This window comes from Candidatus Nitrospira salsa, from assembly GCF_965152625.1.
Genome location: NZ_CBCUCO010000002.1, coordinates 795,701 through 820,143 on the forward strand (window position 1 = coordinate 795,701; position 24,443 = coordinate 820,143).

Sequence of the window (24,443 nt, forward strand, 5' to 3'; positions counted from 1 at the left end):
GTTTATGGAATTTCAGAAAAATCCAAGTCAAAGCGAACTTCGCCGCCTTCTCCAGGAAAAACTGAAATCGTTGTCGGGAGCAAGGGATTGATGAGGTCATAGGAAAAAGAGGCCACCACTTTCGCTCGATATGCCGGATCCTTGGGCCAAACGTCACTTCGATGAGCTTGCGCATCAAATCGAATTTGTGTTGGTTTAATTAGACGTTCCCCCTGTTTAAGGACCATATAACTGTCCTTTCCAAACTCAGGAAATGATCCGAACACGGTCACACTCACTTGGAGTGCTGAATCTGTGCTAACTCTTGCAATATCCTGTTCTGTCGGAGATGCTGATCGGAACGCATAGTGTGCAGAGAGAACCGCAAGTCCTCCAAGTTTTGTCATGATAAACCCATGCGGTTGCAAAGTCTCTGCTGAGCCAAACCGCCAGTAGAGTTGGGACGGAGGAGTTTTCGACCGTACCGCAGCCTTCCCCTTGAAGATCGCGCTTTGAATTTGCTCGTTCGTTGGGTTTACGACGATGCCATAAGAATCTTCATTGGCCGCGAGTATCGCCACAAGAAGTATCAGAAGCTGAAGGAGATTCCTTATAAGCATCACCATAAGAACAGTAAAACGACCATACGATGCGGATAACAAATCCCTAATAAACTGTCAATTGAAAACCTTTCAATCAATAGTAAAGAAAAACTTTAACTTCATAAGATTTCACATAAATCAATTTTCGAGCATACCGGCTTGTTCTTGAATTCATATTTTCTATGAAAATCCCTCAAAACGTAGAGAAATATTGACAAATTTACAAGAGAGGTGCTAGATAGGCTTTGTCTTTAGTAAAAATAGTTTTTCACACCAATCCTGACATCGGAGTCGGAGGAATTCTCATGGCTAGTCCAGAACCCGCCAAGCGTCAATATGTAAATTTTGCCTACTACAAAGTTGATCCACAGTGGCGTCGTCTTCCAAAAGATGAGCGAGATGCGGGTAAACAAGCATTCATTCGAACAATCGAAGAGTATGCAGGAAAAGTTATCGTTGTCCCTTACACGACTATGGGAATTCGAGGAGATTGCGACTTTCTTCTGTGGCGTATTAGCTATGAACTTGAACTCTTTCAAGAGATGACGTCTAAAATGCTCGCGACCGGACTAGGTCAATATCTCACGACTCCTTACTCATACCTCTCAATGACCAAACGTTCAGTGTACGTGGATAACCACACCCATGAAGACCAAGAAGGTCGCCGTCTTAAAATTACCCCAGGTCGAGCCAAATACATCTTTGTCTATCCATTTGAAAAGACAAGAGATTGGTATTTGCTGACTAAAGCGGCTCGACAGGGCATGATGGATGAACACATAGAAATTGGGCACCGCTACCCATCAGTCAAACTGAATACCACCTATTCGTTTGGTCTTGACGATCAAGAATTTGTCGTGGCGTTTGAAACGGACTCACCTGAGGACTTCCTTGACCTTGTCATGGCTCTTCGTGAAGCAGAAGGCAGTCGTTATACAAAACGCGACATCCCAATCTTTACTTGTCTAATGAAAAGCCTGAAAGAGGTGGTTGATACTTTAGGGGGCTAAGCCGCCATTCAATTTCAGTTGTCTGGCATGCTCCGTAACCAGCGCTACCCCAATTCTCTCCTCCATCGACTTTGGGAAGTATCTTCCCAAGCTTCAGGTATTTCTTGCTCTATCCATGGTATTTCGTATCTCCCAACAAGAAAGCCAAAACCTGCCTTGCCTCCAATGCTGCGGTAGATTTCTCTCGATATCTACCGTATTCACTGCCTCTTAAACTCAGCCTTCCAAACCTTCACGAAAAGTGATGGCCACATCAAAAACTTCAAGAAATAAATCATGCTTCTTCCACTCCATTTTGACAGTCTTTACGCCCGTATGGTATCTAAAACTCTTATAATTAGGATGATTCGTTATGGCAGACAATGAAGAGAACACACTCTTAGTTCGGCGAGATAAGGATGGTGCAGTCACACTTTACGCTGATGAAGATTGGGCTATAGAACGTGGCGTTGACCCATCCGAACTCATATCCGTACCCATACCTCGAGAATTATACGTCACAGGTACAGTCCAACAACTTCGCGAACATGCGGCGACATACCTTGAAACATTAAGTGAATCGGAAGACGCTTGACTGTCCGGCAAGTACTCCTTCCAGCATGACTTTTACTATTTTCACTTAAGGATCACTCATGACATCTTTAGCTTATAGTGATATTGAATCGTCGTTAAATGAGCTTCCCATTCAAAATCGCACGATGCTCCGCTTGTTACTACTCCAGTACTTCTCTATTCCTCAGGATGAAATTGAGTATATGGCTGAAGATCAGCCAGACCCCCGCTTTTTTTCCGGTGAGGAACCAGAGAAGAAACGATCTTCTCGAGAAGCCGTAATTGATGTTTCGAATCGTGCAGCGCAGTATCAAATGTTCCTTCGTCAAAAGCGGGAGCGACCAGGACTCCAAGTCGAATGCCTTGAGCAACTCATGGCGTACACAGAAAAAGAGATCAAAGTCTTAGAACGCTTAATGAGTGATGAATTTAAAATCGATCAAGACACGCGAACGGAAAATACAGCAAACGCCATGACGAATTTAGTCAAAAAATCCATGCGACAACTGGATCGAGCTATTGAACAAGATGAAATATCCGACGAAGATTATCAAAAAAAACGACTACTGCTTGAACACCAACTCCTCCTTCGAAGGCAGGAACGCCAACGCCGCCGGTTAATTGTGGCAAAACAAGACTTCCAGCTCTCCGGAAACACTCCGCTCAAAGACCATGAGATCGCACATATTTGGGGTATTCCGCTAGGAAGTCTGGCAGGAAGAAAGGTGAAAGCCCTTCACCAGTACCTGGTGTCAATCCAGAAACGTTTAGACAGTGCCAATGGGTCCTCAGATGATTCGCTCGACTCTCAAACAACAGAAATCAGGCCAGACTTTTGGCAACAAACACTACAAACGCTGTCAATACAACCTATTGAACGTTCTGTGGTTGCCTATGGTGGACAGGAACGAACCGAAGAACAGCTCATGGAAAAACTAGAGGCATTTATCATTCGAAAAATTCCTGAAGAAGAAGAAACAAGGTTTTGGGGATCAATCACCAAAATTCACGACAGTGAACATGCAGGTATGTGGACGTCTCATGAAGGAGCAATTTTTTCGTTACAACGACTCTCCGCCATGCTCAAGGAACTAGACCAGTCCGACGAGGCGATCGAAGAGGATTTACAAAAGCGGACTGCGCCTCCAACCTTAGACGAACAACTTCCAGAACCAGAACAAGCTGAAGAAACTGGAGAACTTAGCGAAGAGGCACTCGGTATCTTGGAAAAATTGGTTGGAGAACTCGACGATAAACGACGAAACTAGTGGACTTCTTGTTGACGACTTATGCATAACAATTGAGCAATCAGTTTGCCTTGCAACAGGATTTGATCTTCCTAATCCTTTTTACCCCTTCATGCCGGATAAAATCTGGGTTGACCATTCAATGGCTTCAATGTAGGCATTCTGAATGACGGAAGGGTCAATCTGAGCACATTTCACTTCTTGCCATTCGCCCTGCTCAAAAGCAATCACACAGCCCAACACCTCTCCCAATAGACCGGTTCGATCCAAGAGCGCGTCTTTTACCTCTGGCGAGAGCGGAAGCGAATTAAGGACTTCTGACAACGCGCAATCAAAAAACCCATCCAAGACAGAGAATAAGCCAATGGTAAAAAACTGCTCGACGGCATCTTGATGAAGAGCTCGCCCAAGTTGTTCGCACATGTAGGCGCGGACGGTTGCCGTCACTAATAACTCAAAGGGTTTTTCCTCCATACTCGCTAAACTCATCAATGTGACCCACATCCTGAGTTTATCAACCCCCACCATACACGCGGCTTGCGCAATAGAATCCACCTTTCTCGGTAATCCGCAATAGGCTGAATTCACATACCGCAATAATTTATAACTCAGAGAAACATCACTTTTAATTTCTTTTTCAATCTGTGAAATTTCAATATCACGCTCTTGTAATTTTGCGAGTAACATCAATATCGCAACACGATTTGCGGGAACCCGTGCCCCGGCAATCACATTAGGTTTACAGAAGAAGTACCCTTGAAAGTAGTCAAACCCGAGTGCCCGGCAAAACTCAAAATCTTCATGCGTTTCAACTTTTTCAGCTAAGAGTTTAAGGGGATATTGGCGCAGCCACAGAACATGCTCTTCAATTTCTTCATGAGAAAGGGCCATCACATCGACTTTGACAATATCAGCAATTTTGACGAGAGGCTGCAAGGAGTCATGATAAATAAAATCATCCAGCGCGATTGTATACCCTTGCTTGGATAACTCTGTTAAGGCCTCAATAATCTGATCAGTTGGCTCTACATTTTCCAGAATTTCCAACACCACTTGCTCTTTAGGTAACGTTTGACAGAGTTGGCCTAAGATAAGGTTCGCTGTCATATTAATAAATGCAAGGCGATTCCCCACAATCGGCTCAAGACCAATTTCGAGCATGGCATTGAGCATGACATTAGCCGTCGCGGCATCACCATCCACAAAATTGGCCTGATTTGCTCCGCCACCTCGATACAACAATTCATAGGCAAACACATCAACACTACTGCCGTAGATCGGTTGACGTCCGACTAGGGCGGTTGTGTTGTTTATAGAAGAGGTTTCAGTCATAGGCATAGGCGAGAAACCCTAACAAAGAGTTGGGAAAATGAATTTTCCTTGAGCTGATTATTGCCTGTTTCATTCGAGTTCAGGAGAAAAGTACTTAATTAAATATATTTATATGCATGTCAAAATTCACACTACATATGGACCGTATATTGTGATCATTTATCGGTAATGAAAATGCCTTGCTTGAGGACACAGAGCCAAAGAAGATGCAAATTCGCATAATAAAAGAGGTAGAAGACATCTCTCATTAAAACGTTTCAAGGAGTTGTTAGGACCAGATTCAACACAATGCAGAGAAGTGGACCAAGACAATCAGTCGACAGATTTAAGAAGCCCCCTTGTACGATGAAGTAGAATTGAGAGAACACCTACACCTATGGTATAGAAAGATAGTCAGAAGCTCAAAGATGCATTTCAAACTTTTCTGATCATACGTGGCGGTGTAGCTCAGGTGGTAGAGCAGCGGACTCATAAGCCGCGGGCCGGGGGTTCGAGACCCTCCACCGCCACCATTTACTTGAGGCATTCAAACTCTTCGGTCATCCAGCCTACATTCAAATACTCTCATACATCGTTACACGAGTCACGCCCTAAAAAACACTGAACGCATTTCAACTGCTTGCTGACACATGACCGGCGTTGGGAACTTCAACATAAACGTGCATTCCATGCTTCACGGGGCTATTAATTTTGTGGCTGTCCTAAATAACGAGAGTTATTTTAGGACAGCCCCTTATTGAATTCATCTCAGACTCTCAAAAGAGAATTTGCCACAAACACCTCATGGCTCTATTCCTATATAACTCCAGTCTCATCCATCAAGCGTTCTGATCTTGAAAAGGTGCCCATATACACCTTTTCGTCTTCTCTTTCGGATAGATGGAACATTAACTTAAAGCGAGGAAGATCACTGCAAGAATCACCATTTGCCTGCCCTTCTTTTGAGGTATTTACCTGTTGCTAAGAGATAAGCCACACTGAGTCAACACCAAAGGTTCCAGTCTGGACAGTAATATGCAGCGCATGATTACAGACGGCAACATCAAATATTAATTGAAAGTGTGTCCAATCGTTACAAGTGAATAAAAAAACTGAAATGAGAAAATTTGCTAAGCGATGTGTTGTGGGGTTGGTAGGTTTACTTGCTTGGACTCTCTCTATCCAGGTCGTCCCCGTTCAACTTGACGTACAACAGCGAACGCTCTTCCAGTGTCACTCAGAGACAACAACTCAACGGATCTTTCAGAGCATGACCGACGGAGTTGTAACTCAAATGTGGAATGATGGGATTGTCCTCTCAGTTACCATGTCAAAAGCATGGATGAGCCTGAGCACGCACTCCCAAGAACATCTCTATCTCGCCCTTGGATGTCTCGCGCGTGAAAAACAGGTTGTATTTCAAATAACCCCCTCCTATTCGTGAATCATGACCTCGCCAGAATACGAATATTCACGAGGCAAGTGCTCACGTTCATGGTGATGGTCGGCTATAAGAAAAACAAGGAAAATTAGAAGTGTGAAGAAGACTGCATCTCAGCAAGAGATTCTTGATAATACGAGACCAGCCAATCGTCATGACGAGAGTCAACGAGCATTAATTGCCGTTGATCATATGTGTTGGCCCAATATATATACGTAAGGGCTCCACTATGCCCCAACTCGATGTGCATCGCACGACCATCTGACTCACGAAACGTCTGCTCTTTTTGAATCGTGCGATCTGGCAATGCCGACCAGACCTCTTGGGCCGCAACAGTATGGTTTTCATAGCCGGGTACCGGTTCCTGCGCAGGCGTTACATCCTCTTGCCCCCAAATCTCTAGAATCAATTTCTGAATTTCCAACTCAGGCATCGCTGTGAAACGTTTCCAGCTTTGTACAATCACAGGACTATCCCGTACGCTTCCCAGCAACATTCCTTGAAATCCCGACGTGGTTGAAAGATAGCCATAAGAAATGGCACTTCGCCAGACTCCAACCTGCAACGTACAACCACCAATTACTTCTTTGAGTTGAATCTTATGGGAAGGAGCGTTTTGAAAAAGCTCTAACGCGAGACTCATTTGCCTCACGACGTCACCTGAACAGTCATACAGGCTTTGCCCTTTTTTCCATTCAGGCTCCTCACTCCAATCCAATGCCGGTTCATGACCTTCACGAACTATCTCATACAGAGGCCCATCTTCTACAGGCTCACCAACTGTCTCATAGGCCAAGGACATCGGCGTCGATGTTAATTGTAACTCTCGTTGCGTAAAAGCCTGCTGAAGCAAAATTCTCCTACCTAAATGCCGGGTTTTTTCGCAAAGAATCATTTTCCCACTTGCAGACAAGACTTGGCACAACTCATCCAAACGCTCACCGACCCCCGTTTGCTCTTCAGCCTCACGCTGACGTGCTGAATCATGGCTTCGCGCAAACGTATTCCAATCTGCACTACACAAACCAGGAGAATTTTCAGCTTGAAACAGAGCATGAGTCGAAACAATACAGTCATATATTCCAGTCATCTTGTCATGAGGAACTTGACAACTTTCGAAACGAATATTCGGCAACTGACGTTGGATAGCTTGCTCTGCGGCCGCGGCAATTGACTTGGAGGAACGATCAATACCCACAAATTCAATGTCCGGAAACACGGAGGCCCAAAAGGTTGTCAAAATGCCTACTCCGCAACCAAAATCAAGTACGCATCGTGCCGAAGCCAACCGCTGAGCAATGGCGACACCAACTTCAGAAAAGAAACGATACCGTTGACTGTACAAAACCGGAAGAATTTCTGGAGCTGCAGCGAGGTCGTAGAATTGAATATCTGCGGTTGGATTGTTCTGATCTTGCCGATACTGGATTAACTGTTGAAGGGAGGACAGATCCGCTGCTGAGAGAACACTCCGCTGCCACTGAAAATAATCTGGCTCATTCTTGAACAGCTTCAGTCCCCAGGACTGCAAATGCTGTTCAATGCGATGTGAGAGTTCAATGTGCGAAAGTGGATTAACCATGCGTTTCGAATAATAGAGACCTTGAAGTCGCGTCTACAGATCTTCCATCGGGTGACACGACAAGTGTAACTCTTGTGTCATTTTTCTAGAATTCATCCGAATACGAGAGAGTTCGGATCTATTAAAACTTGGAGGACAGCATCATGGCATCTTGATAGGCTATCGGCACCGGATGCGGTTGCTGTAATTGACCCGTGCCAAGTGCGACCAACTTTTCCGTTGTTAACGTATCGAGAGTCAATGGTCCGCTCGCATGAAAATGGGTTGTGTTCATCCCAATTTCAGGCCCTAAGCCCAACTGTTTCCCACCATGAAGTCGTGTTGACGCATTCACCATTACCGCACTTGAATCGACCTCCTGGACAAATCGCATGGCCGTCTCATAATTCCTTGTCACAATCGAATCCGTATGACCAGGACTATATTGAGCAATGTGAGAAAGTGCTTCATCAAGATCATTCACCACTTTGATGTTCATGGTTAGCGATTGATACTTCTCACTCCAATCTTTCTCCGTCGCCTCTTTAATACCCAAGTGTCCAGTCATGGCCATAATCCCCATAATCGACACCGTTTTTGGGCAACCCGTTAATGTGACTTTAAATTCCTCCAGTAACCGACGCATCAATCCAGGAAGGATATGACGGACAATTTTTTGATTAATGAGTACCGTATCAACAGCATTGGACGCCTCAGGATTTTGAATTTTGGCATTGACCACAATGGTTTGAGCCAAGGGAATATCTACATCCCCATCAACATAAATATGCGATAAACCTCCGTCATATCCTAAAACCGGAACTTTGGCCTGCTCCACAATACCTTTCCGAAGGGCGGTCTTTCCTCGAGGAATGACCGCGTCCACATATTTGGTCAACCGAACAAGCTCAAGAGCAGCTTCGGGCTGCGGCCGGTCGATAAACGTCATGACACCGTCTGGAAATCCAAACTCAGCTCCTGCCTTGACTAAACACTCAGCTATAGCCTTGTTCGTGTAAAACCATTCACTCCCGCCTCGATAAAGACAGGCATTTCCAGTTTTGAGACACATTGAAAACGCTTCGAGTGTGACATGAGGCGCCATATCTGAAATGACCGCCACAACCCCTAAAGGGGCTCGCACACGACCAACTTGTAACCCGTCAACCGTCATCCACACATTTGACATCTCACCGATGGGATCCGGGTATTCCACAACCTCCTGAAACCATTTACCCATTTTCTCTAACGACTCATCGGTCAATTTGACACGTTCGATAATTTGGCGATAGATCTGCTTATCCATATCCTTAGAAATCTGCTCAAGATCTTGTCGGTTGGCATCAAGAAAGGTCTGCTTGTTTTCGTAAAACGCTGAGAGCATGGCTTCAAGACCTTGTGCTTTCGCTTGACTGGAAAGGCGAGCTAATGCCCGTGCCGCCTTTTTCGCTTGCTTCGCCAGCCCCTGAACATATATTTTTGCTGGAATTTCCACCATCGTTCGATTCCCTTCTACCCTCATGTTAAAACTGTATGACTTATAAACCTGTGGACTATACAAAGCCACAAACAAGGGAGTCAAAAGAAATACAAGCCAGGCATTCTCAAAACGGCCATCTTGTCATTGAGTTTCAGACTTCCACTCGCTTGAATTAAAAAGGTCTCTATGTTAATCTTTCTAAGTTTGTGAATGTAAAAGTCTTTTTATAATGTCTTCTTGGTCATCTGAGGCCTAGACACTTTTCTTTCTCGAACGCGAAACAGCAGTTTTCGATTTCTATGATGTTTGTCACATATCGTGGCAGACACTGTTCTTTTTCCAATCACATGAAAGGGGGTGGGAAAGCTTTACTATGGTAACGATTAAATCTCTACTGGAAGCCGGTGTGCATTTTGGGCATCAAACCAATCGGTGGGACCCCAAGATGAAACCCTATATTTTTGGTGAGCGAAACGGCATCTATATTATTGATCTTCAAATCACCCTTCACTTATTTAACAAGGCATACCATTTTGTCCGCGATACCGTGGCTTCTGGAGAGTCAGTTTTATTCGTTGGAACAAAACGCCAAGCCATGGATATCGTCGAAGAAGAAGCAACAAGATGTGAGATGTTCTACGTCAATCAACGATGGCTAGGTGGCATGCTCACGAATTTTCAAACTCTTCGTAAAAGCATCGGGCAATTAAAAAAACTCGAAGCGGCTGAAACAGACGGCACCTATGAACGGCTCAAGAAAAAAGAAATTGTCCGCATGGAAAAAGAGCGAACAAAGCTACAAAAGTACCTCAACGGGATCAAAGATATGTCAAACCTTCCAGGCTGCATTTTTGTTCTTGATACCCGAATTCAACACATTGCGGTCAAAGAAGCTAACCGTTTAGGAATTCCCGTCATTGCGATTGTCGACACCAATTGTGACCCGCATGGAATTGACTATCCCATTCCCGGAAATGATGATGCGATACGTTCGCTCAAACTCTTTTCAGCGAGTATCGCTGACGCATGCCTCGAAGGAGTTGAGCTTCGCAAAAAGCAGGAGCAAGCGACTGAAGGCGAAGATGGAGTGATGGCTGAAATGCTGTCAGTCCGAAGTTCAGCTGACAGCACTGAGGGTGTTCAGACTCCCTAACGTTTTCCTGTTTATCGTACGGATCGCAACGACCCATATCTATACATCAAATAAGGAGATGATCACTCATGGCTAGTTCTGCTGCCTTGGTGAAAGAGCTTCGTGGCAAGACCGGGGCAGGAATCCTAGATTGCCAAAAAGCTCTTCAAGAAAATAATAATGATATCGAAAAAGCCATTGACCATTTACGTCAAAAAGGGCTAGCGGCCGCGCAAAAAAAGGTTGGACGAGAAACGAAAGAAGGATTAATTTTTGCATATATCCATCCTGGTTCAAAAATTGGCGTGATGCTGGAAATTAATTGTGAAACAGATTTCGTCGCTCGCAATGAAGAATTCTCAGCCCTGTCAAAAGATTTGACTTTACAAATCGCCGCAGCGAACCCAAATTATGTGAAGCGAGAAGATGTTCCTGAAGACATCATTGCACGAGAAAAGTCTGTTTACGAGGGACAAGCGAAAGAAATGGGGAAACCTGAAGCTGCCTGGGATAAAATTGTTCAGGGCAAACTCGAAAAATTTTATCAAGAACAATGTTTATTGGAGCAAGGCTTTGTCAAAGACCCCAATACTTCTATTAAAGAACTATTAACGCAAAAGATTTCCAAACTCGGTGAAAATATTCTTGTAACACGGTTTACCCGCTATCAGTTGGGACAGGAATGAACCCTCCTCAATATCGGCGCATTCTCCTGAAAATTAGTGGAGAGATGTTAGCCGGTGATCAGGGCTACGGCATCCAACCTTCAATCCTCGACAATTTGGCATCAGAAATTTCTGATGTCATGACTATGGACGTAGAAGTCGCTCTTGTCATCGGTGGGGGAAATATCTTCAGAGGTCTTGCAGCAAGTGCTTCTGGAATGGAACGCGCCTCTGCTGACTACATGGGGATGCTCGCGACACTGCTCAATGCTCTGGCACTTCAAAATGCCCTTGAAGCCAAAGACGTCGCAACACGAGTTCTTTCAGCCATTGAAATGCGACAACTGGCGGAAGGCTACATTCGTCGTCGAGCAATTCGACACCTGGAAAAAAAACGTGTCGTCATTTTTGCTGCCGGCACGGGAAACCCATACTTTACCACTGATACTGCCGCGGCGCTCAGAGCCATGGAAATTGGTGCAGATGTGATCTTGAAGGGGACGAAGGTGGATGGGATTTATGATGCCGACCCCGTCACCCACCCGGAAGCTAAACGATTCACTGAATTACCGTTTCTCTCCGTCCTCAATAAAAACCTCAAGGTCATGGATGCGACCGCGATTACATTGTGCATGGACAACAACCTCCCAATCATTGTCTTCGACCTCACAACATCTGGAAATATTCGTCGCCTGATTGAAGGGCAAACAATTGGGACTCTTGTCGCTCATAATGCTACAATTCAGTAAAGGGACCTCACGCAATGGCACATGCATCTCTTCAAAAGGTGACTCAACTCATGGAAGGGGCTATCGAACACCTTAAGCGAGAATTTACGACACTACGCACCGGACGCGCATCAGTCGCCCTCCTCGACCATATTACGGTTGATTACTATGGGACCCCAACTCCATTAAAGCAGGTTGCCAATCTCTCGGTTCCGGAAAGCCGCCTGCTTCATATCCAGCCGTGGGATCCATCAATCATTAAAGATATTGAGCGAGCCTTGACCGCTTCAGAATTAGGTGTCACGCCCTCAAACGATGGAAAACTCATTCGCTTACCCATCCCTCCGTTGAGTGAAGAACGCCGAAAAGAATTAGTCAAACTTTGCAAGAAATATGGAGAAGAGACCAAAATCCAAATTCGAGGATTTCGTCGAGATGGAAACGACGAGCTAAAACATCTTGAGAAAAGTGGAGAAATCTCAGAAGATGAGCTTCGTCGACTTGAAGCCGAAAACCAAAAATTGACTGATACGTATATACATAAGGTTGATGATTTGTTAAAGAAGAAAGAAGAGGAGATACTCGAAATTTAGAGTGTGCTCTGTGATACCTTCAACCACAATCGCCAGGACGTCAACCCCGTTAGACCTTTCCCCTATTACCGCCACCGTTACTATTTCGGCGTTAGCCCATAACCTTTCAGAAGTTCGTCGCCTTGTACATCCCGCATGCGACATCCTTGCTGTCGTGAAAGCCAATGCCTATGGGCACGGCGCCACGACGATCACAAAAGCACTCATTGACTTGGGGGTTCAACGTTTCGGGGTCGCCACGGTACAAGAAGGCAGCATCTTACGTGCAGAAGGCGTGACCCATCCCATTCTCGTCATGGGCGGTCTTATCCCGAGCCAAATCCCGGAACTCATCCACCATCGACTCACCCCGGTTCTCTCAAATGAAGAGATCACCCACACCCTAGCAGATTGTCTCGATTCTGACCTCTCCCCATATCCCGTTCATATAAAAATTGATACAGGAATGCGACGACTGGGATTCAATTCAGAATCCGTCGTCTCCTTCCTTGACTCAAAACCCTTTTCATCGAAGCTGACAATCGAAGGGGTCATGACGCATTTGGCAGATGCTGATGATCCGAATCACGAATTTACCAGAGCCCAAATAACCTGCTTTCAAACAGTCCTCTCTCAATTGAAACAAACAGGTCACACTGTGGCACTGATTCATACCGCCAATAGCGCTGGAATCATGTACCACCCCTCCTCGCATTTCAATATGGTTCGTCCTGGTCTGATGCTCTATGGACATACCACGCGAAAAGAAAAAGACACAGATATCACCCTGCAACCAGCCATGAAAGTGTCAACCCATGTTGTCCATGTTCGCTCTGCTGACCCGGGAGAGTTTATTGGATATAGTTGCAGTTATCAGACGACCAGGCAATCAAAAATTGCTATTTTGCCGGTCGGATATGCCCATGGTTATTTCCGCAGCCTTTCCAACCGAGGCATGGTACTCATTCAAGGGCAACGGGTTCCAATCGTTGGAAAAATTTGCATGGATATGATGCTCGTGGACGTCACGAATCTTTCACACGTTCGCCTTGGCGAAGAGGTGGTCCTTATCGGAAAACAAGAAAGCGAGGAAATTTCGGCAGAAGAGATTGCAGAATGGGTCGGCACGCTTCCATATGAAATTTTATGTAGCATCGGAACTCGAGCTCATCATGTGTACAAGCCCGCCTAAGTAACCCGAGCCTGCTGTCCGAAATTATGAAGTTTTCAATTTTCGCTTAAGCCGCTTTTCCACACTGGCGACCTTTCCGCCCAGTCGATCCTTTTTACCACGACGGTAATCAACTTTGATCACGCAGGAGACTCGGTCACAGTCTTTTTTCATTCGTTCGTAACATTTTTTCACCACACCAAAGACCTCATCCCACTCCCCCTCAAGAACGGTGCCCATCGGATTCAGACGATAATCGACTCCACTCTTGTCAATAATTTCAAGAGACCGTGACACATACTTACTCACACTTTGCCCTTTACCAAGAGGTGACATACTGAACTCTAACAGCACCATAGTCTACGACTCCTTTACGGGTTGAACCAACTGTTGTTCCTGCCAAGCCTTAGGATATTCAAGCGTTCCCGAAAGACGAAATCCATCAATAACTTCCTGGAGTTGTTCACGCCGCTTGACTTCACTTGGTTCAGAATCTCGAAGGTTTTCACGAAATTTTGAAAGCCAATTGAGGATGTCAATAAGCTCTTCATCCAACACCGCCTCTAGATCTTGACGCAACGCTTTGGCTAACGATGGTGATGCGCCACTCGTGCTAATGGCAACACGCAAATGACCACGCTTGACCAAGGCCGGCATTGTGATCGTTGAAAGATCTGGTTGATCAATGGACCAGACGAGAAAGCGTTCAGTTTTCGAAAGATCATACAACTGCTTCGCAAGACCATGGTCTCCGACCAATGTGTTCATCACCACTGCCACCCCATTTTGAACATCAGTTAACCGAAACAACCTTCCGCGATGAATAATTTTTCCGGATGCGGTATGTTTCCGAAGAATCGTATGCAGAGTAGGATTGACGACCGTGACTTTGGCTCCAGCGTCCAAGAGGCGTTCGATTTTCTCAACGGCTTCATCCTCACCACCAAGGACCAGACACGTCCGACCTTGTACGTCCAGAGAGACTTGAAACCCAGGATTAAACTCCATAGTACATTTCCTTTCAGTTCAACAACCTAGAGGGCTATCTTACCTGAGAGGAAGCGGCCAGGAAAAGGTATATCAAAAGGTGGAAAAACTCGGGAGAAAATACAAATTCGTGGCTGAAATAATCTGAAGCATGTCGAGACCCTCATCAAAGCAGCGGATCTGTCATGACTGGCGGATCAGTCGAATCTGATGAACGTTCATTCTCTTCACTCTGACTATTGTTCGCATCATTTGTGAGAGATTCAGATTCAGGGAGCATAGGTGACGAGTGAGGACCTGAGGGTTCAGGTTGCTCAGGAAGATCATCCGAGACACCAGGCTCTGTGACATGGGAAGAAAATTCATCAGGTTTTTTCACACGAAGGATTGGAGGGTCAGTCACAAATGGTGCATAAACTCGTGTATCAAGTGTGACAATATCGCCTTCATCAACTAAGAGAGAAATTTCAGTGATTTTCTTCTCAAATGTTGCCAACATCGCACCATCAGGAGCAGAAATAGTCAATAAGAGACGATCTGTTTCAGACTGCTTCTTCACCACGACGCCTTGAACACCAGAACGTGTTGCTGAAAGACCTGTGGGAAAATACTGACCGAGATACTTCGGTGCAACAGACGGCGCGCCGAGACCAAGCCCAATACCGACAAGGAAAATGAAAAGCAGAAACCACACTTTCTTCATGACATACCTATATTTCAGCGTAACCTTCCATGTTGTTCTAACGAAACCATTCCTTCATCCATCGATCGTGTCGCTGCAACAAAAACCACGCAGAGAACTCACCCATTTACGGCGACCCCTCCATCAAGATTGATAGATAGATACAGACAATCACAAACACTCAGATTTGTATCTTAACACGATATTTTGTCTTGGGAAGAAAGCAATCAGACGGAGTGCCACAATTTCTGATAGAGTAGTAGCATGTTAGGATATCAATACTTAAGAATTTCATTTATTGTTTGCTTCCTATTCATACAGGCATGTGCCACTTCATCCTCCGTCATCCCTGAAGCACTCGAATCCCGGGTCGACAAACAATTGTCGTTTTCTCAAATCATTCAAAACCCAGACAATTATAATGGAGAATGGGTTCTCCTCGGCGGTGAAGTCCTTCATGCTCAAAATGCAAAAGATGGGACACGCCTTGAGATTCTTCAATTACCGCTAAATGAGTGGGAACAACCAAGACAGCAACGAACGTTATCAGGTGGCCGATTCTTTGCCTTCAATGAAACATTCTTAGATCCGGCCACTTTTCCTCCTCATACACGTGTGACTATCGTCGGTGAGATGACAGGGTCACAACTTGACTCCCTTGATGAAACAGACTACCGGTATCCAATGCTCAAGATTCATCACATACATGTCTGGGAAAATGATTCAGACCGGTCTTTCTATCAACAACAACCTCGCTGGAGCATCTTTGGAGGTGGAGGTACCGGGGGACGAAGTGGAGGCGGACTCAGTATTGGAATCGGTTTTTAGACATCTCTGCTCGTATTGCCAATAACACATCGAATATTAAGTAAATTAACCTAATAATATATTCTGCCATCGTATTTTTCTACCAATGATAGTGCCATTAATGCCTTCCCCCACGTTTTACTCCAATTAAAGATTCGACTAACAAAGAACCTCATTGACTTACGTTGCAATATTTATATCTATTGAGATTCTCTTTAAACATATGGTAGGAAAATATATGTTTATGTCAGACAAAACACGCCGTGAATCCCCACGTTTCGTTCTCCATTCAGCATAATAACTTGGTTGGATGAATGTACTCTCGGCTCCTTGATAAATTCCTTCATAACTACAATTTTAAGTATTAATAATTAACTATAAAAACTCAATCATAATATAGAGGATCGAGAGAATGACAGTTAAGATATTAGATGAAAAAATTAGCACATTTCTGAGCAAACTTCGCCACTACCAAGAACTGAGCAAGCTGACGCCGCAAACTCAAGAACAAAAGACTGCTCAGCGGGAACTGTCAGAGCAACTAATGTCTTTACAGCCATACCTCCAGACATTCAGTTTAGATCATGAGGAAATCAACTTAGAAAACCCAAAAATGACAAACATCTCTGATCGAGCCCTCTCGCATCAGCATACCCATCTCGATTTCTCTCTCAACGAGGCAATCCATGATCTGAAGAAAATTCAAAAACATTTAACGACATGTCCAAGAGAGCAACTCGTCAAAGTACAAGAGTCACCAGAACAATTGAGCAACGACCCTCTGCAAGACTTATTGGCACAGTTTAGTCAATTGGGGCATCAGTCAACTGAGCACATGATGTTCAGACGCCCAACTCTGTGCACCACTCTCAATCGGTTGAATTTTATCGTGAATACATACATTACCCAGGAAGATCAAAAAAAAGAATTTCTTCACGTCCTTCAGGCCCTTGCCTCTCACCCGGAGATTGCCCCTCTACTTTCGGACCCTCTTTCCAAGTTTCAACCGAATAATTTTTGAGAAATCGTGCGATGCAATGACGGAAGATCAAAACGGATTAAGGGCAGCATGAGCCAATGGTTCAATGCAAAGATTAAGGAAATCTCGAGATAGAATTGAAAGGAACGTCAAGCAACAATCGCTCTAGGTCGGGGAAACGAGAGTCGACTAACAATATGAACTTGTAAAGCCGGTCCGGCAATCACAAGGCAATTTCTTAAACGATCTTATTAAGCTTTTTCTAGTCTCAACTCGAAAACCTTTTCATGACATCTGTCAACCATATCGATTGCAACTGCAAGGGACTCGACTAAACCCTCACGAGAATCACAAGCGTTGCCTATGACACGTGTCGAAGGTCACAAATGCCCAAAGCGCACAGAATTCTGAAACCAAAAAATGCGGAAGAAAGTGCTCTCTCAAGAAAAATTCGCGTCCTCACGCATCCAGAAATCGGGATTCACCTCATAGATGAGGACAGACATTACATGCGTTGGCCTGAGGGACATTAACTTGCGGATTCAATCCTCTGAATCGATTCAGAGGATTGCCCGTTAGCGTGTAAGAGCGGCACGTAGAATTTATTGACATATTCCTTCAACATTCGACGGGCACTAAACTCTGGTGCATTCGTACGAATAGCATTTTTTACAATCGCCACCCAACCATGCGGGACTCGATCCTGATCACATTTGTAATAGAGGGGAATGACTTCTTTCTCTAGAACATTATAGAGAACATTGGCATCATGGTCGTCCTGACCCTGTTCATCCAATTCTTTCGATGTCGTGGGGAACGCCCACCCATTTGCCCCATCATAGCCTTCTTTCCACCAGCCATCTAAGACACTCAGATTCGGAACCCCATTTAGGGCTGCCTTTTGTCCACTCGTCCCACTCGCCTCAAAAGGTGCACGGGGATTATTCAACCAAACATCGACGCCTTGCACAAGGAACTTCGCCACATGCATATCGTAATCCTCTATGAATGCGATGCGACCACCCATGTCTCGCGATTGCGCATAGCGGTACACTTCATGGATGAGCTGTTGGCCCGGCTCATCCGCCGGATGGGCCTTGCCAGCAAAGATGAATTGCACCGGCCGCCATTGATTCTGCAAAATGGTTCGAAGTCGATCTAAATCACGGAATAACAAATTGGCTCGCTTATACGTGGCAAACCTTCGACCAAATCCAATCGTGAGGACATAGGGATCAAGGAAAGCTCCGCCGGCCATAACTTGATCGGCTTGAAGACGATTAAACGTCCAGCCTGAACGAATACGATGTCGAATAAAATTTAAGAGCTTTCGCTTGAGAACTTGCCGTACGTCCCAAATCACATGATCTGGGACATCAAGAATTTTCTGCCAGATTGCAGGATCATCCGACTCCGACATCCAGTCAGGCCCAAGGTACTTGCTGTACAAATGATTCATTTCTGAAGCAATCCAGGTTGGCACGTGCACGCCATTGGTCACATGACGGATTGGAACGTCAGACTCTTGAAGGTCAGGCCAGAGACACTGCCACATTCGACGAGAAACGCGACCATGTTCTGCACTCACCCCGTTGACAAGAGAGGAAAAGTAAATTCCTAATGCTGTCATATGAAAATGATCGACCGAGTCATTCGGATGTTTCCCAAACTCAAAGAAGGCCTCCTTTGAAAGACCGCATTGTTCCCAAAATCCAGCGAAGTACTCGTTCATAAGGTGGTGTGAAAAAAAGTCATGACCGGCTTTCACCGGGGTATGAGTCGTAAACATTGAACTTTGCCGAATGTCTTCGATAGCCTTGGAAATCGGCAGACCAGTCCGAACGAATTCTTGAAGTCTTTCTAAGTGGAGAAACGCCGCATGGCCTTCATTCGCATGCCAAGCCTGGGGATGAATTTCCAATGCCCTGAGAGCTCGCACTCCACCAATACCCAAGATCATTTCTTGTGCTAACCGAACAGCTCGATCGCCACCATAGAGACGTGCCGACAATGTCCGATCTTCGGATGTATTCTCTGGGACATCAGTATCAAGAAGATACAAGCACACTCGTCCAACAAACACTTTCCAGACAACGCACACAACCACGCGATGATTGAGTTCTACGGCAATACGACATTGTTCACCTGAAGGCGTCTTGGCCGGCTGAATGGGCAAGTCTTTTCGGTTCAAATTTTCATATTTGGCTTCCTGCCAACCATCAAGCCCGATGACTTGACGAAAGTAGGATTGGCGGTACATAAAACTCACGCCAACCAGAGGAACACCAAGATCGCTGGCTTCCTTTAAGTGATCTCCGGCAAGAATGCCAAGCCCGCCGCTATAAATGGGGACAGAGTTATGGAGCCCAAACTCAGCTGAAAAGTAAGCAATTGGCGAGTCAGTCAAAACTGGATATTTTGCACCAAACCAATGACTGTTTGTCGCCATGTACTCATCATAGGCCTTGAAGGCTTCCACGTAACGACGACGAAAGATGACATCTTCAGCCAGATGCTGAAGTCGTTCAGGCTTTATCTCCTGGAGCTGCTTGACTGGATTATGATGCGTCAGACGCCAGAGAGTCTGATCAAGAGCTTCAAAGAGCTGGCGGCTTGTGGGAGTCCAACTCCACCACAGATTATTGGACAACTCGTGGAGTCGTGGAAGGCAATCGTGCAAAAGGGTTTCATGGGTAGAACCAGTTTTTGGGATATCAGTCATGGACTCTCCAGTCTCGTTATAGGAGTATTGCTAATTCGGTTCAACGGGCTTCCAGCCAAAGAGTACAGACTGGGTCGCATGCATTTCATCACGTCAGACAACCACCCGACCTCTTAATGAACCGAAGCCTATGAATTCAGTCTCTATCTGTCACACCAAGAAAGCGGACTGTAACATTCGGAACTTTAAAATTCCACGTTTCCCAGGCTCATCTACATCGCAACTGCTCACAACCTTAGATACTTTCCATGTTATCACAAAATCTGTTTTACATAGAGTCTAATTTTCGTTAAATTACAGTCACAATTACAGGACAGATTAGGACTCTCCAGTCTCATTTCTCATTTGTAGAAAATGGGACAATCGAACGAGAGCTAGACCATGTATGATTATGTCGGACAGATGTTCCAAAATGAAGAAATGGTTTTACGGAAAGCATGCCCCTGAACTCAAATCAACGATCAGAAATCATTAAGTTCTGAAAAATCACATAACAATTGATCACGTCGACTCTGAAGGTCGGTATGAAGGGGATCTTTATGAGAAAAATCTTGATAATGAGCACAATGATGGGAATGCTTGTCGCAAGCTATGCTCAAGGTGCAATCCCGAATGATTTCCATGGAATGTGGGGAGCCGGGGGATGCGATAAAGCAAAGTATTATATGCGCATTAAAGAGAATAGTATGCAGATGTACGCGGCTGACAAACAAATGTCATTGGGAAGTTGGAATACTCCTACCATCACGAACAAGGGAACGACCATTATTATTGATTCTCAGGAGACAAATTCACAACAAGCCACACATATGGAGCTCACTAAACTTTCGAGTGGGAAAATCACATTATTGCTGAATATTGGAGGAAATGGAGGCATAGATGAACTAGTCGGATGTTAAGCCTCTGGCTAGCCCCTCCCTCTAGACCTTACGTCACACAGAGATCCTCTCTACCTCACGCCGTTAATGACTGTTAAGGGGACAACATGAATCATACCGCTATTGACGTCGAATATTTTCGTAAGAAGCTCATAGCCCTTCGCGATGAAATTATAAAAATCGAAGGAACCGGAGATGAAGCGGCGCAAACAGTCGAATTAGATCAAACCAAGATTGGTCGTGTATCACGAATGGATGCCCTGCAAAGTCAAGCAATGGCCAAGGAATCCCAACAACGTCGACAGATTCGAAAACAGCGAATAGAAACGGCTTTGCAGCGAATTGAGAAGGACATCTTCGGGCTATGCGTCCGCTGTGAAGAAGAAATTCATCCCAAACGATTAGCCTTCGACCCTACCGTCCTGCTGTGCATTACGTGTGCAAATCAAAACGAAACGTAACCGTCACTCATTCTCACCCTCATACCTCTATTCCACATTCTATGTGTCCCCTCTGCCATGGCACGCACATTAATCAAACCTACCACCACGATAACAGGAGAAACTTTTATTCATGCCACACATGTCAGCTCGTCTTTGTTCCGCCAGATCAGTTTCTCTCTCGAGAAGCAGAAAAATCCGCCTACGACCATCACCAAAACTCACCAGAGGATCAAGCTTATCGACGCTTCCTAAGCCGTCTGTTCATTCCCATGCAGCGACAATTACCGTCCCACTGCCACGGGCTCGACTTTGGATCAGGCCCCGGCCCTACGCTGTCCATTATGTTTGAAGAAGCCGGACATTCTGTAGCACTCTACGACTATTTTTATGCCCATGACCGTTCAGTCTTTCAAGAAACGTATGACTTTATTACGGCCTCGGAAGTGGTAGAACATCTTCATGACCTTCAAAAAGAGTTAAACGACTTATGGAAGATTCTCAAACCTGGAGGTCTCTTCGGCATTATGACCAAACGCGTGTATGACCAATTGGCTTTTACGACATGGCATTACAAAAACGATTTGACACACGTGTGTTTTTTTTCGCAAGCAACGTTTCAATGGCTAGCAGAAAAATGGCAAGCCTCATTAATAATTGTCGATCAGGATGTCGTATTCCTGAAAAAACCGTCATCATAATATCGTCCTCATAGGGATGCCGGACAACCCCTAGCACCCTCCCCAATTTCCCAACCAAATCCATAAAATTGGAGATCGTGCAGGAATGGAAATCTCCCATACTCATAACTTGAATATTTATCCAGAAAATTCATATACAAGATTATTTGACAGCTCGCCTGATTGTCCTACGAGGAAACTCCCTGGCATGTTTTCTGCTAGGCAATCTTTAGGCTCATTCGTATCCACGTTGTCATACCCTACTCCATTCTTGCTTTCAAACATACGTTCATGTTTATATAACAATCCCCACAAAAACCCCCTCGTAGAGTCTGTATGTTCAATAAAAACGGAGAGGCCTCATTTATCGTAACGCGTGAAAGGCAAGAGACCAAGTCATCTCAGGACCGCAACAAGTCACAAAACAATGACAAACAAGGCTTTAGTCGTTTCCGCATTACGTTTATTTTTTCATCTAGCAAAGGAGAACATTTATGAGATCCAAGTACTTATTTATTCTGCTCATTTTGCTGTGTCAGAGCCTCATCGTGTCACAAGCCATGGCTCAAGATTATTGTGAATCCCATGCTGACCACTTTGATGAAAATGGAAGGCTGACATTAGAAGCCCATAAGGACTTACATCTCAACGGACCAGAGTATTGGTTCGACTCCAATGCCAATGAATGGAAAGAATGGCCGTCCAGAAAAGCCAGCCATTCGTTAGAAGAGTACAAAGACTTACATCTCAATGGCCAAGAATGGTGGTCTGACTCACGAGCGAATGAGTGGAAAACCTGGCCGAACAAAGAAAAAACCGAATCATTGGACTGCCACAAAAAGCTCCACCTCAGTGGACCAGATTGGTGGTTTGACTCGAACGCACAAGAATGGAAACAATGGCCCCATTGATGTCATTGCTCAGATGACACTCGTGATTCGCCACAAGTGCTTCTCACACAGATTCGTTGGAGCTGGTGTAAGTGACAACCAGCTCCAACCTCTTTCATGACCGCCCACCCTCCTCACGAGCTCACTACGAACAATCCTTTCTCATCGTTCAAGCTGTGTCTTTCAAATATACAAGCGTGAACACGCTTCATCACGTGACGAACTCAATCAATTAGATTCCACGATGCCTACTAATATTCATATTGCCATTGTTGGGGCTGGAGCAGCGGGATTGGCGGCCGCCATCTTTGCTGCAGAAGCCAGACCAGACCTGAAGATTGTTCTCTTTGACAGTGCACGTTCACTTGGAGCAAAGATTTTAGTGTCAGGCGGAGGTCGTTGTAACGTCACCAATGCAGTGATCTCCGCTAAGGATTTCCATGCCCCACCACGGATCGTCGAACGTGTATTAAAACGATTTACTAAACATGACACCATACAATGGTTTGAATCATTGGGAGTATCTCTGAAGCAAGAAGCTACAGGAAAAATTTTCCCTGTATCCAACAAAGCCCGGACCGTACTTGAGGCCCTCCTCCGTCAATGTGAAAAACTTGGAATAGAAATACGAACAAATCATCGAGTCCAGGGCATTCGTAAAATTCAGCAACAATTTCAGATTCAAACGAACGTTGGTGTATTCACCGCCCAACGTATCATTATGGCGACAGGCGGAAAGTCCTTACCCAAATCAGGGTCTGATGGATCGGGATGGACCGTTATGCAACACCTGGGACATACGATCACTGACTGTCAACCCGCACTCGTTCCACTCGTGCTTTCTGAGAATTTTATCCATAAAAATCTTTCCGGAACCTCACACGAAGCCATGCTCTCCACAACCGTTGACGGTAAAATTGTCGACCGACGTACAGGGAGTGTACTCTGGACACACTTTGGCGTCAGCGGTCCGGTCATCATGGATGCCAGCCGATTTTGGGTGAAGGGTCATGCTCAAAAACGTCTAACGACACAAGCAATGTCTTTTTTTCCAGAGCAGACATTTAAAGACGTTGATCGCTGGCTTTTAGAGATGTCATCACGTGATCCTCAAAAGTCACTGGTCACGTTACTCTCGCAACGTCTTCCGCAGCGGGTAGCTAAAACATTGTGCGCGTATGTCTCAAAAATATATTCGGGTACGACTCATTCTTCTAATCCAGATGTTGAGATTTCCGCCTCACCAATCAACCAGTTGCCACGACTCACCCGACGAGTGTTAACTCACACATTGACGGGGTTACAACTTCCAATCGAAAGATCTCGTGGGTGGAACTTTGCTGAAGTCACCGCCGGCGGTATCCCTTTACAAGAAATTAACGTCAATTCAATGGAATCTCGAAAAATATCAGGCCTCTATGTGGTAGGCGAAATACTTGACTGTGACGGACGCATCGGAGGATTCAACTTTCAATGGGCATGGTCCACGGGATATATTGCCGGCGGCAAGGCTGGGCAGGAACTCTAACGCTAAAAAGAAGATTTTCTTGACAGCCATTGCCAATTATACGTAGGATACAGAAAGAGGCCTTCGTCAATATGAAACGAATTGTACACTCTGCCCTCATTCTGACTATCTTGGCGTGTTTTCTGTTTGTCAGCGGTGCGTTTACCGTGCAAGCTGCCAATCACAGCACACACCATGCAGCTCATCATCAAGCAGCCACGCACTCAGATAGTCTTTGTTCATGGATGTGTGCGGCAGGTCACGTCCTACAAACCATCGACTTTGAATTACGTAAACCATCCTTCACGAGTATTGACCTAGACTTCAGTATCCCTTCGTCTCGCAAAATCGTCTTTTCCCGATACTCTCAATCTCGTGCTCCTCCTCATTTCGTCCCAATTGTGTCGTTCTCTTAATCTC

Annotated in this window: 24 protein-coding genes and 1 tRNA gene; 17 read left to right on the forward strand and 8 right to left on the reverse strand. The window is 45.2% G+C overall.

Translation table 11 applies throughout. The annotated features are described in order from the left end of the window. Positions 1–2 precede the first annotated feature (2 nt). The gene (locus tag ACWQXP_RS05395; RefSeq protein WP_454061815.1) at positions 3–605 is read right to left on the reverse strand and encodes a hypothetical protein; all 603 of its coding nucleotides are present in this window, start codon (positions 603–605) and stop codon (positions 3–5) included. Positions 606–886: 281 nt separating this feature from the next. Here ACWQXP_RS05395 and ACWQXP_RS05400 point away from each other — a divergent pair, with 281 nt between their 5' ends. The 3 genes from ACWQXP_RS05400 to ACWQXP_RS05410 all read left to right on the forward strand — a co-directional run bounded on the left by ACWQXP_RS05400 (position 887) and on the right by ACWQXP_RS05410 (position 3,411). After that, the gene (locus tag ACWQXP_RS05400; protein ID WP_454061816.1) at positions 887–1,591 is read left to right on the forward strand and encodes a chlorite dismutase family protein; all 705 of its coding nucleotides are present in this window, start codon (positions 887–889) and stop codon (positions 1,589–1,591) included. Positions 1,592–1,943: 352 nt separating this feature from the next. Then, positions 1,944–2,165, forward strand: coding sequence for a hypothetical protein (locus tag ACWQXP_RS05405; protein ID WP_454061817.1), 222 nt, complete (start codon positions 1,944–1,946; stop codon positions 2,163–2,165). 58 nt (positions 2,166–2,223) lie between these two features. Then, positions 2,224–3,411, forward strand: coding sequence for a hypothetical protein (locus ACWQXP_RS05410; protein ID WP_454061818.1), 1,188 nt, complete (start codon positions 2,224–2,226; stop codon positions 3,409–3,411). Positions 3,412–3,492: 81 nt separating this feature from the next. Here ACWQXP_RS05410 and ACWQXP_RS05415 read toward each other — a convergent pair whose 3' ends face one another. Beyond that, complete coding sequence (locus ACWQXP_RS05415) at positions 3,493–4,728, reverse strand: EAL and HDOD domain-containing protein (RefSeq protein WP_454061819.1); 1,236 nt, start codon at positions 4,726–4,728, stop codon at positions 3,493–3,495. A 430-nt stretch (positions 4,729–5,158) separates the two neighbouring features. Here ACWQXP_RS05415 and ACWQXP_RS05420 point away from each other — a divergent pair. Beyond that, positions 5,159–5,234: transfer RNA gene (locus ACWQXP_RS05420), tRNA-Met, on the forward strand. 996 nt (positions 5,235–6,230) lie between these two features. Here the strand turns inward: ACWQXP_RS05420 and ACWQXP_RS05425 are convergent. After that, positions 6,231–7,724 carry a methyltransferase domain-containing protein gene (locus ACWQXP_RS05425; protein WP_454061820.1) on the reverse strand — a complete coding sequence of 498 codons (1,494 nt, stop codon included), beginning with the start codon at positions 7,722–7,724 and terminating at the stop codon, positions 6,231–6,233. A 121-nt stretch (positions 7,725–7,845) separates the two neighbouring features. Beyond that, positions 7,846–9,201 (reverse strand): glutamate-5-semialdehyde dehydrogenase, encoded by a 1,356-nt coding sequence (locus ACWQXP_RS05430; RefSeq protein ID WP_454061821.1) that lies wholly within the window; start codon positions 9,199–9,201, stop codon positions 7,846–7,848. Positions 9,202–9,556: 355 nt separating this feature from the next. Between ACWQXP_RS05430 and rpsB the strand changes: the two genes are divergently transcribed. The 5 genes from rpsB (at position 9,557) to alr (ending at position 13,472) form a co-directional block, all read left to right on the forward strand. After that, on the forward strand, positions 9,557–10,336 hold the full coding sequence (rpsB, locus tag ACWQXP_RS05435) for a 30S ribosomal protein S2 (RefSeq protein ID WP_454061822.1): 780 nt from the start codon (positions 9,557–9,559) through the stop codon (positions 10,334–10,336). 68 nt (positions 10,337–10,404) lie between these two features. Continuing rightward, positions 10,405–11,001 carry a translation elongation factor Ts gene (gene tsf, locus ACWQXP_RS05440; RefSeq protein WP_454061823.1) on the forward strand — a complete coding sequence of 199 codons (597 nt, stop codon included), beginning with the start codon at positions 10,405–10,407 and terminating at the stop codon, positions 10,999–11,001. Beyond that, complete coding sequence (pyrH, locus tag ACWQXP_RS05445) at positions 10,998–11,729, forward strand: UMP kinase (RefSeq protein ID WP_454061824.1); 732 nt, start codon at positions 10,998–11,000, stop codon at positions 11,727–11,729. The genes tsf and pyrH overlap by 4 nt, the downstream gene beginning before the upstream one ends. A 14-nt stretch (positions 11,730–11,743) precedes the next feature. After that, positions 11,744–12,301, forward strand: coding sequence for a ribosome recycling factor (frr, locus tag ACWQXP_RS05450; RefSeq protein ID WP_454061825.1), 558 nt, complete (start codon positions 11,744–11,746; stop codon positions 12,299–12,301). A 10-nt stretch (positions 12,302–12,311) separates the two neighbouring features. Continuing rightward, entirely contained in the window at positions 12,312–13,472 is a 1,161-nt protein-coding gene (alr, locus tag ACWQXP_RS05455) for an alanine racemase (RefSeq protein WP_454061826.1), read from the forward strand. 24 nt (positions 13,473–13,496) lie between these two features. On the opposite strand, the gene ACWQXP_RS05460 is transcribed toward alr, so the two are convergent. The 3 genes from ACWQXP_RS05460 to ACWQXP_RS05470 form a co-directional block, all read right to left on the reverse strand. Beyond that, entirely contained in the window at positions 13,497–13,808 is a 312-nt protein-coding gene (locus tag ACWQXP_RS05460; RefSeq protein ID WP_454061827.1) for an MTH1187 family thiamine-binding protein, read from the reverse strand. 3 nt (positions 13,809–13,811) lie between these two features. After that, complete coding sequence (locus ACWQXP_RS05465) at positions 13,812–14,459, reverse strand: precorrin-2 dehydrogenase/sirohydrochlorin ferrochelatase family protein (protein WP_454061828.1); 648 nt, start codon at positions 14,457–14,459, stop codon at positions 13,812–13,814. 145 nt (positions 14,460–14,604) lie between these two features. Continuing rightward, positions 14,605–15,141 (reverse strand): hypothetical protein, encoded by a 537-nt coding sequence (locus ACWQXP_RS05470; protein ID WP_454061829.1) that lies wholly within the window; start codon positions 15,139–15,141, stop codon positions 14,605–14,607. 243 nt (positions 15,142–15,384) lie between these two features. Between ACWQXP_RS05470 and ACWQXP_RS05475 the strand changes: the two genes are divergently transcribed. Both ACWQXP_RS05475 and ACWQXP_RS05480 read left to right on the forward strand, forming a co-directional pair. Continuing rightward, positions 15,385–15,948 (forward strand): Slp family lipoprotein, encoded by a 564-nt coding sequence (locus tag ACWQXP_RS05475; RefSeq protein WP_454061830.1) that lies wholly within the window; start codon positions 15,385–15,387, stop codon positions 15,946–15,948. Positions 15,949–16,339: 391 nt separating this feature from the next. Then, positions 16,340–16,948 carry a hypothetical protein gene (locus ACWQXP_RS05480; RefSeq protein WP_454061831.1) on the forward strand — a complete coding sequence of 203 codons (609 nt, stop codon included), beginning with the start codon at positions 16,340–16,342 and terminating at the stop codon, positions 16,946–16,948. A 487-nt stretch (positions 16,949–17,435) separates the two neighbouring features. Here the strand turns inward: ACWQXP_RS05480 and glgP are convergent, their stop codons facing one another. Further along, positions 17,436–19,628 carry an alpha-glucan family phosphorylase gene (glgP, locus tag ACWQXP_RS05485; protein ID WP_454061832.1) on the reverse strand — a complete coding sequence of 731 codons (2,193 nt, stop codon included), beginning with the start codon at positions 19,626–19,628 and terminating at the stop codon, positions 17,436–17,438. A 539-nt stretch (positions 19,629–20,167) separates the two neighbouring features. On the opposite strand from glgP, the gene ACWQXP_RS05490 reads away from it, so the two are divergent. The 6 genes from ACWQXP_RS05490 (at position 20,168) to ACWQXP_RS05515 (ending at position 24,439) form a co-directional block, all read left to right on the forward strand. Beyond that, the gene (locus tag ACWQXP_RS05490) at positions 20,168–20,527 is read left to right on the forward strand and encodes a hypothetical protein (protein WP_454061833.1); all 360 of its coding nucleotides are present in this window, start codon (positions 20,168–20,170) and stop codon (positions 20,525–20,527) included. An 86-nt stretch (positions 20,528–20,613) separates the two neighbouring features. Beyond that, on the forward strand, positions 20,614–20,967 hold the full coding sequence (locus tag ACWQXP_RS05495) for a TraR/DksA family transcriptional regulator (RefSeq protein WP_454061834.1): 354 nt from the start codon (positions 20,614–20,616) through the stop codon (positions 20,965–20,967). Positions 20,968–21,008: 41 nt separating this feature from the next. Next, positions 21,009–21,647 carry a class I SAM-dependent methyltransferase gene (locus ACWQXP_RS05500; protein WP_454062987.1) on the forward strand — a complete coding sequence of 213 codons (639 nt, stop codon included), beginning with the start codon at positions 21,009–21,011 and terminating at the stop codon, positions 21,645–21,647. A gap of 473 nt (positions 21,648–22,120) precedes the next feature. Further along, on the forward strand, positions 22,121–22,537 hold the full coding sequence (locus ACWQXP_RS05505; protein ID WP_454061835.1) for a hypothetical protein: 417 nt from the start codon (positions 22,121–22,123) through the stop codon (positions 22,535–22,537). A gap of 223 nt (positions 22,538–22,760) precedes the next feature. Next, positions 22,761–24,044 carry an NAD(P)/FAD-dependent oxidoreductase gene (locus tag ACWQXP_RS05510; RefSeq protein ID WP_454061836.1) on the forward strand — a complete coding sequence of 428 codons (1,284 nt, stop codon included), beginning with the start codon at positions 22,761–22,763 and terminating at the stop codon, positions 24,042–24,044. A gap of 71 nt (positions 24,045–24,115) precedes the next feature. Further along, complete coding sequence (locus ACWQXP_RS05515; RefSeq protein ID WP_454061837.1) at positions 24,116–24,439, forward strand: hypothetical protein; 324 nt, start codon at positions 24,116–24,118, stop codon at positions 24,437–24,439. Positions 24,440–24,443: the final 4 nt, after the last annotated feature.

What these genes read in the sequence shown, in the direction of transcription:
- ACWQXP_RS05395 (WP_454061815.1), bottom strand. Translation starts at nt 605, where the DNA reads ATGGTGATGCTTATAAGGAATCTCCTTCAGCTTCTGATACTTCTTGTG.
- ACWQXP_RS05400 (WP_454061816.1), top strand. Translation starts at nt 887, where the DNA reads ATGGCTAGTCCAGAACCCGCCAAGCGTCAATATGTAAATTTTGCCTAC.
- ACWQXP_RS05405 (WP_454061817.1), top strand. Translation starts at nt 1,944, where the DNA reads ATGGCAGACAATGAAGAGAACACACTCTTAGTTCGGCGAGATAAGGAT.
- ACWQXP_RS05410 (WP_454061818.1), top strand. Translation starts at nt 2,224, where the DNA reads ATGACATCTTTAGCTTATAGTGATATTGAATCGTCGTTAAATGAGCTT.
- ACWQXP_RS05415 (WP_454061819.1), bottom strand. Translation starts at nt 4,728, where the DNA reads ATGCCTATGACTGAAACCTCTTCTATAAACAACACAACCGCCCTAGTC.
- ACWQXP_RS05425 (WP_454061820.1), bottom strand. Translation starts at nt 7,724, where the DNA reads ATGGTTAATCCACTTTCGCACATTGAACTCTCACATCGCATTGAACAG.
- ACWQXP_RS05430 (WP_454061821.1), bottom strand. Translation starts at nt 9,201, where the DNA reads ATGGTGGAAATTCCAGCAAAAATATATGTTCAGGGGCTGGCGAAGCAA.
- rpsB (WP_454061822.1), top strand. Translation starts at nt 9,557, where the DNA reads ATGGTAACGATTAAATCTCTACTGGAAGCCGGTGTGCATTTTGGGCAT.
- tsf (WP_454061823.1), top strand. Translation starts at nt 10,405, where the DNA reads ATGGCTAGTTCTGCTGCCTTGGTGAAAGAGCTTCGTGGCAAGACCGGG.
- pyrH (WP_454061824.1), top strand. Translation starts at nt 10,998, where the DNA reads ATGAACCCTCCTCAATATCGGCGCATTCTCCTGAAAATTAGTGGAGAG.
- frr (WP_454061825.1), top strand. Translation starts at nt 11,744, where the DNA reads ATGGCACATGCATCTCTTCAAAAGGTGACTCAACTCATGGAAGGGGCT.
- ACWQXP_RS05460 (WP_454061827.1), bottom strand. Translation starts at nt 13,808, where the DNA reads ATGGTGCTGTTAGAGTTCAGTATGTCACCTCTTGGTAAAGGGCAAAGT.
- ACWQXP_RS05465 (WP_454061828.1), bottom strand. Translation starts at nt 14,459, where the DNA reads ATGGAGTTTAATCCTGGGTTTCAAGTCTCTCTGGACGTACAAGGTCGG.
- ACWQXP_RS05470 (WP_454061829.1), bottom strand. Translation starts at nt 15,141, where the DNA reads ATGAAGAAAGTGTGGTTTCTGCTTTTCATTTTCCTTGTCGGTATTGGG.
- ACWQXP_RS05475 (WP_454061830.1), top strand. Translation starts at nt 15,385, where the DNA reads ATGTTAGGATATCAATACTTAAGAATTTCATTTATTGTTTGCTTCCTA.
- ACWQXP_RS05480 (WP_454061831.1), top strand. Translation starts at nt 16,340, where the DNA reads ATGACAGTTAAGATATTAGATGAAAAAATTAGCACATTTCTGAGCAAA.
- glgP (WP_454061832.1), bottom strand. Translation starts at nt 19,628, where the DNA reads ATGACTGATATCCCAAAAACTGGTTCTACCCATGAAACCCTTTTGCAC.
- ACWQXP_RS05490 (WP_454061833.1), top strand. Translation starts at nt 20,168, where the DNA reads ATGAGAAAAATCTTGATAATGAGCACAATGATGGGAATGCTTGTCGCA.
- ACWQXP_RS05495 (WP_454061834.1), top strand. Translation starts at nt 20,614, where the DNA reads ATGAATCATACCGCTATTGACGTCGAATATTTTCGTAAGAAGCTCATA.
- ACWQXP_RS05500 (WP_454062987.1), top strand. Translation starts at nt 21,009, where the DNA reads ATGTGTCCCCTCTGCCATGGCACGCACATTAATCAAACCTACCACCAC.
- ACWQXP_RS05505 (WP_454061835.1), top strand. Translation starts at nt 22,121, where the DNA reads ATGAGATCCAAGTACTTATTTATTCTGCTCATTTTGCTGTGTCAGAGC.
- ACWQXP_RS05510 (WP_454061836.1), top strand. Translation starts at nt 22,761, where the DNA reads ATGCCTACTAATATTCATATTGCCATTGTTGGGGCTGGAGCAGCGGGA.
- ACWQXP_RS05515 (WP_454061837.1), top strand. Translation starts at nt 24,116, where the DNA reads ATGAAACGAATTGTACACTCTGCCCTCATTCTGACTATCTTGGCGTGT.